This window comes from Terrabacter sp. Soil811 (assembly GCF_001429655.1).
Taxonomy (GTDB): domain Bacteria; phylum Actinomycetota; class Actinomycetes; order Actinomycetales; family Dermatophilaceae; genus Terrabacter.
On sequence record NZ_LMSX01000010.1, the window covers coordinates 209,581 to 222,614 of the forward strand.

General features: G+C 70.3%; 12 protein-coding genes. 4 read left to right on the plus strand and 8 right to left on the minus strand.

Annotated elements, in window-relative coordinates; genetic code table 11:
* Window positions 1-3: 3 nt before the first annotated feature.
* From ASH01_RS18270 to ASH01_RS18280, 3 genes are read right to left on the minus strand one after another with little or no spacing between them, the layout of a single operon-like run.
* The gene (locus ASH01_RS18270; protein ID WP_156415657.1) at window positions 4-948 is read right to left on the minus strand and encodes a carbohydrate ABC transporter permease; all 945 of its coding nucleotides are present in this window, start codon (window positions 946-948) and stop codon (window positions 4-6) included.
* Window positions 945-1,883, minus strand: a complete 939-nt coding sequence (locus tag ASH01_RS18275; RefSeq protein ID WP_028785260.1) for a carbohydrate ABC transporter permease — start codon at window positions 1,881-1,883, stop codon at window positions 945-947. Before ASH01_RS18275 ends, ASH01_RS18270 begins: the two co-directional genes overlap by 4 nt.
* Before the next feature lie 9 nt (window positions 1,884-1,892).
* Complete coding sequence (locus ASH01_RS18280; RefSeq protein WP_056779302.1) at window positions 1,893-3,188, minus strand: ABC transporter substrate-binding protein; 1,296 nt, start codon at window positions 3,186-3,188, stop codon at window positions 1,893-1,895.
* 240 nt (window positions 3,189-3,428) lie between these two features.
* Between ASH01_RS18280 and ASH01_RS18285 the strand changes: the two genes are divergently transcribed.
* The gene (locus ASH01_RS18285) at window positions 3,429-4,472 is read left to right on the plus strand and encodes a LacI family DNA-binding transcriptional regulator (RefSeq protein WP_082619975.1); all 1,044 of its coding nucleotides are present in this window, start codon (window positions 3,429-3,431) and stop codon (window positions 4,470-4,472) included.
* Window positions 4,473-4,700: 228 nt separating this feature from the next.
* Window positions 4,701-6,263 (plus strand): HNH endonuclease signature motif containing protein, encoded by a 1,563-nt coding sequence (locus tag ASH01_RS18290; RefSeq protein WP_056779305.1) that lies wholly within the window; start codon window positions 4,701-4,703, stop codon window positions 6,261-6,263.
* Window positions 6,264-6,387: 124 nt separating this feature from the next.
* Here ASH01_RS18290 and ASH01_RS18295 read toward each other — a convergent pair whose 3' ends face one another.
* The 5 genes from ASH01_RS18295 to ASH01_RS18315 form a co-directional block, all read right to left on the minus strand.
* Complete coding sequence (locus ASH01_RS18295) at window positions 6,388-6,762, minus strand: hypothetical protein (RefSeq protein ID WP_235509659.1); 375 nt, start codon at window positions 6,760-6,762, stop codon at window positions 6,388-6,390.
* A complete protein-coding gene (locus ASH01_RS18300; protein WP_235509660.1) occupies window positions 6,759-7,079 on the minus strand; it encodes a PadR family transcriptional regulator in 321 nt (106 codons plus the stop codon). Before ASH01_RS18300 ends, ASH01_RS18295 begins: the two co-directional genes overlap by 4 nt.
* A gap of 96 nt (window positions 7,080-7,175) precedes the next feature.
* Window positions 7,176-8,144 carry a cation diffusion facilitator family transporter gene (locus ASH01_RS18305; RefSeq protein WP_056779313.1) on the minus strand — a complete coding sequence of 323 codons (969 nt, stop codon included), beginning with the start codon at window positions 8,142-8,144 and terminating at the stop codon, window positions 7,176-7,178.
* 139 nt (window positions 8,145-8,283) lie between these two features.
* A complete protein-coding gene (locus ASH01_RS18310) occupies window positions 8,284-10,620 on the minus strand; it encodes a glycoside hydrolase family 31 protein (RefSeq protein ID WP_056779314.1) in 2,337 nt (778 codons plus the stop codon).
* Window positions 10,621-10,683: 63 nt separating this feature from the next.
* Window positions 10,684-12,048 (minus strand): NAD(P)/FAD-dependent oxidoreductase, encoded by a 1,365-nt coding sequence (locus tag ASH01_RS18315; protein ID WP_056779317.1) that lies wholly within the window; start codon window positions 12,046-12,048, stop codon window positions 10,684-10,686.
* Between the two features lie 85 nt (window positions 12,049-12,133).
* On the opposite strand from ASH01_RS18315, the gene ASH01_RS18320 reads away from it, so the two are divergent.
* Both ASH01_RS18320 and ASH01_RS18325 read left to right on the plus strand, forming a co-directional pair.
* The gene (locus ASH01_RS18320) at window positions 12,134-12,634 is read left to right on the plus strand and encodes a cupin domain-containing protein (RefSeq protein WP_235509661.1); all 501 of its coding nucleotides are present in this window, start codon (window positions 12,134-12,136) and stop codon (window positions 12,632-12,634) included.
* Between the two features lie 3 nt (window positions 12,635-12,637).
* Window positions 12,638-13,027 (plus strand): SRPBCC family protein, encoded by a 390-nt coding sequence (locus ASH01_RS18325; RefSeq protein ID WP_056779319.1) that lies wholly within the window; start codon window positions 12,638-12,640, stop codon window positions 13,025-13,027.
* The last annotated feature ends 7 nt before the right edge of the window (window positions 13,028-13,034 follow it).

Sequence of the window (13,034 nt, forward strand, 5' to 3'; positions counted from 1 at the left end):
GATTCAGCCTTTCACGCCGGAGCTGGCGATGGAGTTGATGAACGAGCGCTGGAAGGCCACGAACAGCACGAGCACCGGCGCGGTGATCATCGTGGCGTACGCCATGATCTGACCCCACGAGGTGTTGAGCTGCTTGAAGTAGTCGATGCCGACCATGACCGGCCGCAGTTCCTCGGTCTGCACCGCCATGAGCGGCCAGAGGTACTGGTTCCACATCGGCAGGAAGGTGAGGATCGCGACCGTCGCGATCGCCGGCCCCGACAGCGGCATGACGATGCTCCGGTAGATGCGGAACCACCCCGCGCCGTCGACCTTCGCCGCCTCGTCCAGCTCCTTCGGGATGCTGTCGAAGTACTGGTAGAAGAGGAAGATCGAGAAGGCGTTGGCGATGAACGGGATGATCTGCACCTGATAGGTGTCGAGCCAGCCCTGCGAGATGCCGTCGGGCCCGAGGAAGGGAAGCTGGTTCGACCACCACAGCAGCGGCAGCGCCAGCGTCTCGAAGGGCACGATGAGCGTCGCGAGGATGATCCCGAGCACCGCTCCCGCTCCACGGAAGCCGATGCGCGACAGGGCGAAGGCCGCCATCGAGTTGACGACGATCCCGAGCACCACGGTGACGACCGTGATGACGACCGAGTTCATCATGAACTGCGCGAAGGGCACTCGCCCGAAGACGCCGGTGTAGTTCGCCGTCGAGATGTCCCCGGTCGGCAGGAAGGCCTTGAAGCTGCCGAGGTCGTCGAAGATCTGCAGGTCGGGCTTGAAGCTCGACACGACCATGAAGACCAGCGGCAGACCGAAGACGAGGCACAGCACGATCCGCAGCAGGAGGCCGAGGGCGTGCCGGGCCGGGTGGGGCCGGTCGCCACCACGGTGCTGCTCGGGGACGGCGGTCTCGGCGACGTGGGCCAGGCCCTCGGTGCCGGTGGTGACGGTGGCGCTCATCGGACGACGTCCTTGTCTCGGGTGACGTAGCGGTTGAGCAGCGTGACGGCGAGCACGAGCACGAAGAAGGCGAGCGAGATCGCCGAGGCGTAGCCGGTCTGCTGCTGCTGGAAGCCGGTGCGCACCGCCATGAGCACCAACGTCGACGTCGAGTCGAGCGGTCCGCCCTGGGTCATGATGTTGACCTGGGTGAAGAGCGCGAACGCCGAGATCGTGATCGTGATGAGGATGAACGTGCGGGTCGCGCGCAGCCCCGGCCACGTGACGTAGCGGAACTTCTGCCACGTGTCGGCCCCGTCGAGATCGGCCGCCTCGTAGAGGTCGGCGGGGATGGTCTGCAGCCCGGAGAGCCAGATGACCATGTGGAAGCCCATCGCCTGCCACGCCGACATGAGGATGATCGCGAGCAGCGCCGTCTTCGGGTCGCCGAGCCAGTCCGGCCCGACGATCCCGAACTTGAGCAGCACCTCGTTGATGAGCCCGTTCTTCTGGTACATGAACAGCCACAGCATCGACACGACGACCATCGAGGTGACGACCGGCAGGAAGTAGACGGTCCGAAAGAAGTTGACCCCGCGCATCTTGACGTTGACGAGCAGCGCCAGCCCGAGCGCGCACGCCGACTGCAGCGGCACGATGACCACGGCGAAGACGATCGTGTTGCGCAGCGACTTCCAGAACGTCTCGTCCTGGAAGAGGCGGACGAAGTTGTCGGTGCCGATGAACTCGGCCGGCCGGGGCGAGATGAGCCGGGCGTTGGTGAACGCCAGCCCGAACGTCAGCCCGATCGGGATGAGCAGGAAGGTGATGAGCAGGACCGCCGCCGGCAGCAGCATGAGCAGTGCCGTCGTGGTCGATGAGCGAGAGCCCTTGGCCGGCTTGCGCTCCCGAAGCGTGGTCGCCGACGCGTTCTCGGCAGCGGTGATGGTGGACATGTCAGTCACTCACTGGAAGTAGCCGTTGGACTTCTGGTTGGCGTCGATGTTCTTGACCGCCTGGTCGAGCGCCTGCTTGGGGTCGGCACCGTTGAGGATGTCCTGCGCGGTCTTCGTGAACTCCGTCGCGATGAACGGGTAGCCGGGGGTCACGGGGCGCAGGACGGCGAACTTCTTCGCGTAGTCGAGGAAGATCTCGTTCTCCCCGCCCTTCTCGTAGCCCTTGACCTGGGCCGCCGCAGCGTCCGTCGCCGGGATGTTGTTCGTGTCGCGAGCCACCGAGGCCACGTACTTGTCCTGCGCCGCGAACTTCATGTAGTCGAGCGCGCCGGCCTGGTCGGAGCAGTTCTGCGAGATGCCCCACTGCCACGAGCCGCCACCGATCTTCGGGCCGGTGCCGAGGTCCGGCGGCGGGAGGAAGAGGGTGTCCTTGCCGAAGGCCTTGCGGGTGTCGACGGCCGTCCACGTGCCGTTGTAGAGGATCGCGGACTTGCCGTTGATGAAGTCCTTGGCCGGGTCGGCGCCGGACTTGAGCGGCACGAGCCCGTCGGTGACGAGGCTGCGGAACCACGTCGCCCACTCGACGGCCTTGGGCCCGTTGAGCGACCCCTCCGCGGTCTTGTAGCCGTCGCGGTTGATGAGGTCGCCGCCGAAGCTCTGCAGCATCGGGGAGTACGCGTAGGGCCACCACTCGCCGGTGAAGCTCGTCGCGATGTCGAGCGGGTTCTGGAAGTCGCCGGACGCCTTGATCTTCTTGAGCGCGGCGTTGAACTCGTCCTTCGTCCACGGGGAGTCGGCGGTCGGGACGCGGATGCCGTACTTGTCGAGGATCGTCTTGCGGGTGACCATGACGAGCGCGACGTCGTAGTAGCCGTAGGAGTACGTCTTGTTGTCCCACTTGCCGAGCACCGTCGGCAGGTACTTCGAGAGCGTGGCGTCGAGCCCGTCGAGCGGCGCGAGGTAGCCGGCCCACGCCCAGTTCGGCACGTTGGGGCCGTCGATGTCGAGGATGCACGGGAGCTTCTTGCTGGCCGCCGCCGCGACGACTGACTGGTTGTAGCTGTCCTGCGGGAAGGCCTGGATCTTGACCTTGTACTTGCCCTGGCTCTTGTTGTAGTCGTTGACGATCGCCGTGATGGCCGCGAGCTCGGCCTTGTTGCCGGCATTGTGCGTCCACATCGTCAGCTCGCCCCCGGCGCCGCCGGAGCTGGAGCTGCCGCCCTTGGTGCAGGCGGCCATGGAGAGGGGCAGCGCCGCGGCGAGCAGGCCGACGGCGACGCGCTTGGTGGTGGGGGTGAGCTTCATCGGGTCCTCCGTGGTGGGAAGGTCAGCGTCAGTGCTAAAACCTTTCAGCCCCGAAGGTAGCGGCTCTGTCCAACCTTCCACAAGAGTTTGCTAAAACCTTTTCACCAGCAGGTATGCCGTGTCGACGTCCTTACCGTGGGGTACGCTGTCCGCGGGTGCCCTGGGAGGGAGCACCCGGCATACGCGATCTGGCGGACGATGTGACCATGTGACGATGCGACGAACCGACGGGGGTGGCAGGTGACCAAGCGACCGACGCTTGCCGACGTCGCCGCCCTGGCCGGGATGTCCAAGACGGCGGTCAGCCTCGTGCTCAACGACCGCCCCGGCTCTCGCCTGTCCGCCGACGCTGTGGCCCGCATCCACGAGGCGGCACGCGAGCTGAACTACCGGCCCAACCCCGCCGCCCGATCCCTGCGCCTCGGCACGACCGGCACCATCGGCTTCATCTCCGACGAGGTGACGATCACCCGCTTCGCCTCCGCGATGATCCGAGGCCTGCTCGACGTCGCCGACGAGCGTGATCACGGCGTCCTCATCGCCGAGACCGGCAACCACCCCAAGCAGCTCGCCAAGGCCCTCGAGTTCATGATCGACCGCCAGGTCGACGGCATCGTGTTCGGGTCGATGGCCGCTCGCCTCCTCGACCTGCCACCGCTGCCCGAGTCGATGCACGTCGTCACCGCCAACAGCGCGAGCAACGCCGCCGACGGCACCTACGCGTCCGTGCTGCCCGCCGAGCACGAGGCCGGTCGGGCCATGATGCGCCTGCTCCTCGAGCAGGGCCACGGCGAGGGCATCGGCATCATCGGTAGCGCCCCGAGCGCCCCTGCCGACAAACGCTCCTCGGTGACGATCGGCGCGCGCTTCGCCGGCATCGACGAGGCGCTGACCGAGGCCGGCGCGACACCCGTCGCCATCGTCGACGTCGGCTCCTGGGAGCCGTGGAACGGCTACGCCGGGACCAAGCAGGTGCTCGAGTCCGGCGCCCCGGTCACCGCGCTGCTCTGCCTCAACGACCGCGTGGCGTTCGGCGCCTACCAGGCGCTGGGCGAGCGCGGGCTCCGCGTGCCCGACGACGTGTCGATCGCCTCCTTCGACGACGACGAGATCGCGTCGTACCTGCGGCCCGCACTGACGACGGCGAAGCTGCCCTACGAGGAGATGGGCCGCAAGGCGATGGAGCTCGTCCTCGGCACCGACGAGCCGGGTGGGGAGCACCTCGTCGAGATGCCCGTCCAGGTGCGCGGCTCGATCCGCCCGCTCGACCGCTCGTCATCCTGAGCGCACGCGAACCGGGCGCGGGTCGCCTCGTGGCTCGGCGCGCGCGGGGCAGAGACTGGATGTTGACGGGCCGTGGGCAGGAGGCGACTGGGTGAGGACTGTGGTTGGGCCGGCGCATCAGGGGGCTTGGGGCGCCCTTGGGGCGCCGTTTCCTGGCCGGCTCCGGGCCGCTTCCGGGCCGGCTCCGCGGGCCAGAGCACTGTCAGTGGTCGCGTCTAGAGTCTTTACATGGCAGGGGAACCCACGATGCTCGAGCTCCTGAGGAGCCGGCTCACCGACCTCGAGGCGCGACAGCGCGCCACGGGTGGCGCAGCCGAGGGCGGGTTCTGGGAGCGCTTCGCAGGCCGGGTTGCATCCCGGCAGCCCGAGCCCGACGGGCGGCCGAATCGGGTGGGCAGGCGGGCGCACGGAGTGGCACCTGGAGCTCGTCCGCAGCCCCGTGTCGCGGGTCCTTGGACGGGCCTTGCGCCCCTCCAGGCGGACTCGCTCGATCAGCTGGACCTGCGGCACCCAACGTGGCTCGACGCCGCCGGCTACGAGCAGATGGTCGACGACCCGGCGTGGGTCGAGTCGACCTCCGCTCGCGCCGAAGCCTCGGCGAGCATCGACGAGGCCATCGTCGCCGAGGCGAGCGCCGGGCTGGGCCTGACCCGCCATGCCGAGGCTGAGCTGACCGCGGCCGCCGAGCGCGTGGCCCGGCAGCGGCGCACCCACGAAGTCACGCTCGTCACCATCGTCTCCGAGCTCGTGTCACGCGGCATAGAAGCACCGGACGGCCTGTCGCGCACCGACTGGCTGCGCAGCCACGACCCGTCACTGACCGCCGGTCAGGCCAAGGCGTTCGTGACCGTCGGCACCGCGCTGGCCGACGCCCGGTGGGCGAGGTTGCGGCTGCTCGTCGCCACCCAGCAGGTCACGGTCGGCAACGCCGCACAGATCGTCGACTTCGATGCGCGCACGACCCCGGTCGCCGACCCCGACGACCTCGTGACTGCGCTGGCCAACCTCACCGAGCAGGCGCCGCGGCTCCGACCCGAGGAGCTCGCCCGTCTGGTCCGGCACCACACCGAGCAGGTTCGGCCGCCCGGCGACGAGGACCGGCTCGACCGCGGCCGCCGCGCGGCGCGTGGCCTGTGGTTCACCCCGCCCAACGCCACCGGCATGGTGGGTCTGCGCGGCGTGCTCGACCCCGAGGGCGCAGCCGTGCTCAAGGCCGCGATCGACCCGCTCTCGATCCCCTGCCCCGAGAAGGACGAGCACGGCCGCACGGTCACGCCCGACGACCGCACTCCCGCGCGACGCCGGATGGACGCCCTGCTGACGATGGTGCAGCGCGGGGTCGCGTCGGCCGACGGCGTCCCGACCACCGACAAGGCCAAGGTCGTCGTCCTCATCGACCTCGAGACCCTCGTCGACGACGTCCGCGGCACGGGCACGACCCTCACCGGCGACGTCCTGTCGCCGGGCGTCGTCCGCCGGATGGCCTGCGACGCCGAGATCATCCCCATGGTGCTCGGCCGCGAGGGCGAGCCGCTCGACGTCGGTCGCAGCCAGCGCCTCTTCACCCGCGGCCAGCGCCTCGCGCTCATCGCCCGCGACCAGGGCTGCAGCTTCGACGGGTGCACGGTGCCCGCCACCTGGTGCGACGCCCACCACGTCGTGCACTGGCGACACGGGGGCTGCACCTCCGTCGACAACGGGGCCCTGCTCTGCCCGAAGCACCACACGGAGGTCCACGACCGCGACCTCACCGCGACGGTGACCGCCACCGGCGTCACCTGGGACACCTGACGACCACGCCCCACACCCCGCCGACCCCGGCGGGGTGGCTGGCGCGTGCCCCATGAGCCCTATCGCTCCCGCGACCCGCCCACCTGGGCGGAGTCACCGGCGCGTGCCCCACGAGCCTTGTCGCTCAGGCGCTGCCGATGAACCAGGAGGTGCCCGTGCTCACGTACTCCTTGCCGCACCGGGCGCAGGCGCGGTACAGCTGGCCGTCGGTGGTGTGGGTGGTCCTCCACACGTGGTGCGTGTTGGTGCGACACCCGAGCACGCGGTGGGGCGCCGGCTCAGGCTGCGGGCCGCCGTCGGTCAGGGCCGCGTGCATCGACGATGCCGAGGCGGCGACCCCGACCGCGTAGCGCCAGGCGGCGACGCGTCCGAGCTCGTGCATCTCGGCGACCAGCTCGTCGTGGTAGCGGTTGCGCGCCTCGGAGGGCAGGCCGTTGGTCGCGCGCTCCATCGCCGCCACGGCAAACCGGATCGATCCCCGCTGCTGCTTCCTTCTCATGACAACCCCTCCTTGGGCATCACGGCAAAACCGGACTGCGGTCGACGCGCAGATGTCAGGGCCTGCTGCGCCTGCCTGCCACCGGACTCCGTCAGGCGGTAGTACCTGCGTGCCGGCCGTCCCTCCCTGCTGGGGTCGATGTCCTCCCAGGAGGACTCCAGCCAACCCACGCGCTCGAGGCGCGCCAGGATCGGGTGGACCGTCCCGCTCGGCAGACCCGCGACCTTGCCGATCTGCGAGCCGTACCACTCCGCCCCGAAGTCGCTCATCAGGACGCCGAGGACCAACCGGGTGGCGATGGTCATGCGCGGAGCCATAGTCGTACTCTACCTAGGGGTTGATGAGACGACAAGGCCTCTGCGGCGGCCATACCGACATCGGTCGGCCCGACCGCGTCGGCTCCGCGGTCGAGGTCAGGAGACCGTCGGGCGCTCGAGGCTCGGCGCGTCCGTCCGCGACAGCGTGATCATCGCGAGCTCGACGAGCTCGTGCTTCTCGACCTCGTGACCGAGCGCCGCGAGACGGTCGGCCACCTGGGACTCGGTGTCGTCACCCGTGAGGTCGACGGCGGCGACGAGGAAGACGCGACCCGGCCCGACGAACTCGAGGTGCAGGAAGGTGATCCGCTCGACTTCAGGGCTGTCGTGCAGGGCGTCGAACGCCCGCGCCCACAGCTCCGGCCGCACGGCCTGCCCGACGAGGTAGTCACGGTTGCGGCTGATGAGGAAGATCGCGACGACGCCGAGCAGCAGGCCGACGAGGATCGACCCGAGCGCGTCCCAGACGGCGTTGCCCGTGACCTGGTGCAGGAAGATCCCGAGCCCCGCGATGAGCAGGCCGATGAGCGCTGCGGCGTCCTCGGCGAAGACCGCCCGCAGCGTGGGGTTCGACGTGTTGGCGATGAACTTCAGCGGCCGCAGGCCGAGGGCTCGCGCCTCGGACCGCGTCTGCCGCGTCGCCTGGACGAACGAGACGCTCTCGAGCACGAAGGCGATGGCGAGCACGGCGTACGCCCAGGTGTACGACGTCTCCGGCTCCTCGTGACCGAGCACCGAGATGCCGTGCCAGACCGACACGACCGCACCGGCGCCGAACAGCCCGAACGCCGCGAACATCGACCACACGTACGCCTCGCGCCCGTAGCCGAAGGGGTGTGTCGTGTCGCGTTTCTGCCCGGCGCGACGCTCCGCGATGAGCAGGAAGATCTCGTTGCCCGCGTCGGCCCACGAGTGGGCGGCCTCGGCGACCATCGACGCCGACCCGGTGATGATCGCGACGACCGACTTCGCCACGGCGATCAGGGCGTTCATCGCCAGCGCGATGATGACGGTGAGCAGACTCTCGCTCTTCTGGCCCTGCTCGCGCTCCGCCGTGTCAGCCATGCTCGTCAGTCTTCCGTTCGGGGGTCACCCGCTCAAGGGGCGCTCAGATGGGCGCTCGAGCGGACTGCCCCGACGGCATACCCGATGGGGGCGTATGCCGTTCGCTGCAGTCCCAGCCAACGGCACCGCCCCGCTCGGCTCAGCTGTGGCGCACGACGTCGAAGCCGGTGCGCGCGTGACCGGCATACCCCGGTCCGGCGGTCTCGTGGGCGACGGTCACCTCGCCCGCGGCCCGCTCGACGACGACGGTCGTCGTGAGGCGCTCTGCGTCCCCCGCATCGTCAACGCCTGCGACGGTCAGCCCGTCGTCCTCGACGAGCACCGACTCCCAGCGGCCGTCGACGACCGGGTCGAAGACGTGCAGCTCGACCGAATCGGGGCGGTAGCCGTCGGTCGACATCGGCGCCTCGGCCCACATCGGGATCGCGGCGCCGGCCCGGGCGAAGAGCGGGATGCGCTCGAACGGCGTCTCGACGGTGATCCGCTGACCGCCGGGGTGCAGCTCGCCGGTGTGCCAGTCGTACCAGTCACCCTCGGGGAGGTAGACAGTGCGCGAGGTCTGCCCCTGCTCCGTCACCGGCGCGACGAGCAGGTCGCGGCCGAAGAGGTATTCGTCGTCGAGGTCGACGACGTTCGGGTCGTACTGGTGGTCGAGGACGAGCGGGCGCTGTACTGGCTCCCCCGTCTCCGTCGCGCGGACGAACGCCGAGTAGATGTAGGGCATGAGCCGGTAGCGCAGCCGCACGGCCTCGCGGGCGAGGTCGTGGATCTCGGGGCCGAACGACCACGGGTACTGGTCGATGTTGTTCGTCTCGGAGTGGTTGCGGCAGAAGGGAGTCAGCACGCCCATCTGCATCCAGCGCAGGAAGAGCTCCGGGTTCGTGTCACCCTGGAAGCCGCCGATGTCGGCGCCGACGAAGGGCTGGCCCGAGAGGCCGAAGCCGCACGCCATCGGCATGCTGACCCACAGGTGGTCCCAACGGGCCTGGTTGTCGCCCATCCAGTTCGCGGCGTAGCGCTGGATGCCGGCGAACCCGGCCCGCGACAGGATGAAGGTCCGCGCCTCCGGTCGGGCGGCACGCAGTCCCTCGATGGTGCCCATGGCCATGAGGAGGGCGTACTGGTTGTGGAAGCGCTCGTGCTTGGCGCGCCCCTTGTCGAAGAGCATCGCCTGCGGGGCGATCCCGCCGGTCGCGGGCTCGTTCATGTCGTTCCAGATGCCCGCCAGGCCCGACTCGACGTGCGTGGCGTTGAGCGCGCCCCACCACGACCGCGCCTCAGGCGTCGCGAAGTCCGGGAAGACCGTGTTGCCCGGCCAGACCTGGCCGACGTAGGTGTCACCGCCCTCGGTGCGGCAGAAGACGTCCTGCTCGAGCCCGTCGTCGTAGACCGCGTAGCCGGGGTCGTGCTTGACCCCCGGGTCGACGATCGAGATGACCCGAAAGCCCTGGTTGGCCAGGCCCTTGAGCATGCCGGCGGGGTCCGGGTAGCGCTCCGAGTCCCACGTGAAGACGCGGTAGCCGTCCATGTAGTCGATGTCGAGCCAGATGGCGTCGCAGGGGAACTCGTCGTCGCGGTAGCGCTTGGCGATGACCTCGACGTCCTTCTGCTTGTAGGCGTGCCAGCGGCAGTGGTGGTAGCCGAGCGCCCAGATCGGAGGCAGCGACGCACGGCCGGTGAGCCACGTGTAGCGCTCGAGGATGCTCGCCATCGACGGGCCGGCGAAGACGTACTCGGTCCACTGGCCGCCGTGGAAGGTGACGCGGTACTCGTCGTCGTGGCTGAACTCGTACTCGCCGCGGTAGCCGTTGTCGACGAACGAGCCGACGGCGGCACCGGTGGCGGCGTCGCGCTGGTAGAAGAACGGGATCGTCACGTAGTAGGGGTCGAACTCGATGCTCGCCATGTCCGCGCGAGGGTCGGCCGCGTCGAGCCCCGCCCGGAACTCCGCGGTCGCGTGCTCGTTGAGGACGTCGGTGTTCCACATCGTGAAGTCGCGGCCACGTCGGTTGTGGTGACCACCCTTCTCGCCGAGGCCGTAGATCGCGTCGTCGCGCCCGATCCGGCGGCGCGCCGTCCACGCGTCGTTGAGCGTCGCGTAGGTCCAGTAGCGGCCCTCCGAGTCCGGCGTCGACTCGATGACGACCGACCCGTCGGCGCGGTGCACGTCGACGCGGAAGGGGTCGAGCCAGAGCGTCACGACGAGGTCGTCGGTGACGAGTCGCCACGCACCCTCCGCCTGCTCGGCCCGCCATGTGACGTCACCCTCGCCATCCGGAGCAGCGAGCGGGTCGACGCACACGGCATACGTCGGCTTCTCGTCGAAGACGCCGCCTCGGCTCAGCTGGATGCGCACCACGTCGGAGCGCACCGCGTCGATGCGCAGCTGCTCCCCGTGCAGTCGGGCGAGCAGCCCGCGGGGCGTCTCCTCGACGGAGTCGACGCGCTCGAATCGGATGAAGTGGTCGGTCCTCATGCGTCCACCCTGTCAAAGAAGAGGCGACTGCGTGGCGGGCGCCCGGAGTCAGGCGACCTGCACTCAACTGACCTGGGCCGGCCCGATGCGGGGGTGGCGGATCGCCGCGCCGGTCGCGACGGGCGAGCGGCGGGACTCGCGCAGCACTCTCAGGACGAGCGCCGGGTGGACGAGCGAGGTCGGCGGGTCGGCGAGCTGGAGCACCCGGTTGAAGGCTCGCGCGACGGGCACCGAGGCGTGCGAGGCGCGGATGACGCGCTGGAGGTAGCCGTTGACCTCGGCGGTGCCGAGCGGCCGCGGCCCTTCAGTCGCGGGGTGGCCGAAATCTCCGCCGACCGCGATCCGCCACGGGGACTCGATGATGCGAGCGGCCCTGCGGTGGAAGCGTTTCGGCAGATCGTCCGAACCGACGCCCACCCGCGACGCGACCTCGCCCAGCGCCGCTGCCTGGAGCGCCGATGACGTCATGCCCTGCCCGTAGATCGGGTCGAAGCTGCTCGACGCATCGCCGAGCATGACGAGCCCCGGGAGCAGGTCGCGGACCTTCTCGTAGTGCCGTCGCTGGCTCGACGGGAAGCGGTAGGTCGACACCTCCGAGAGTCGCTCGCACCGGGCGATGAGCTGGCCGACCGCCGGGGTCGGGAGGCTCGCCGCGAACGCCGCGATGCCGTCGTCGTCCGCCGGCGGAGCGTCACCGTGGACGCCGGCGAGCGTCACCTGCCACCGGTCCCCCTCGACAGGCAGCACGGCGCCGGCGCGGAACGAGCCCGGGTTCTCGATGCACACGACGAAATGGCCCTCGAAGTCGTCCGGCGACCGGCGCATCGTGAAGGACGCGTAGCCGATGTCGATCCCGACATGGGTCACGGGTGGGTCGAGCACGTGCGACGCCGCGAGGTCGTGCGCGAGGCGCGAGCTGCGCCCGGAGCAGTCGACGACGAGGTCAGCCGGCCGTTCCTGCCCGTCCACGACGACACCCGTGACGCGACGCCCGGACCGGACGACGCCCTCGACGGTCACTCCGTCCTCGACGGTGACGCCGGGTAGAGCCGCCACCCGTGCGCGCACGACGTGCTCGAGCAGGGGGCGCGTCTGCGAGATGGCGGGTCGGCCCCAGTCACCGCGGGCACGGTAAGCGCCACCCTGGTGCACCCACGCGCCGGTGCCGTCGACGCGTACGGCTCCGTGGCCCTCGAGCTCGTCCTCGATGCCGGGGAACCAGGCGCGGAGCAGGTCGAGGCCCGCCGACAGGAGCAGGTGCAGGTGCCGCCCCTGCGGCACGCGGCCGCGCGGGCCGACGGCCCGGGGCAGGTGCTCGCGCTCGAGCACGACGACCGACTCGGCGTGGTCGGCGAGCGCCCGCGCCGCGAGCAGTCCGGCCATGCTGCCGCCCACGACGACGACCCGACCCGAGCGTCCGGTTGCCATGCGTCACCTCACCTCGCCGACGGACCCGAACAAGGACATATACAAGGACACGACAAGGCTAGAGCCGTGGGGGTTTGATGGGGGCATGACCGAGCACACCGACCTGCCGACCGCCGCCGCCGAGCCGTGCAGCCACGTCGCAGGTGACGCCCTCAGCCCGGCCGACCCGACGCCGGGGATGAGCCGGCAGGTCGCCCTGCACACCGACTCGATGTGGTCGGGCACCGTCGACACCGAGGCCGGCGCCGTCTCCGGGTGGCACCACCACGGCGACCACGACACGACCCTGTACGTCGTCTCGGGTCGGATGCGGCTCGAGTCCGGTCCGGGCGGCGAGGTCGTCGTCGAGGCCGGCCCCGGCGACTTCCTCCGCGTGCCGGCCGGCGCCGTGCACCGCGAGTCCAACCCGGGCGACGGCACGTCACGGGCCGTCATCGTGCGCTGCGGTTCGGGCACGCCGACGGTCAACGTCGACGGACCAGCGCCGGCTCCGGCGCCCGCTCCAGCGCCGGCTCCAGGGCCCGCCACGGGCCCGACAGCGCCTGACGGCACCGGAGCGACCATGCCTGACCGACGAGAGAGCTGAGCGATGCGCGCGACGATCACGGCCAGCGGCGGGGCCGACCCCGCCGTCGCCTGGGCCCGCTACGAGCACCTCGACCTCTGGTCGACGTGGTCGCCGCAGATCCAGGAGGTCATCGCCGCGACACCGCGCATCTCCCCCGGGCTCAACGGTCTCGTCGTCGGCCCGCTCGGGGTCCGTGTCCCGTTCGAGGTGCTGACCGTCGACGCCGAGGCGATGGAGTGGAGCTGGCACGTGCGCCTCGGCCCCGTGCACGCCACCCTCGACCACGTCGTCCGGCCCGCACCGGGTGGCTGCACGACGGAGCTCGTCATCGACGGGCCGGCCTTCGCCGTCGTCGGCTACCGGCCCGTCGCGGCCCTCGCCCTGCGGCGTCTCGTCCGGCGCGACCTCTAGCCCGCGC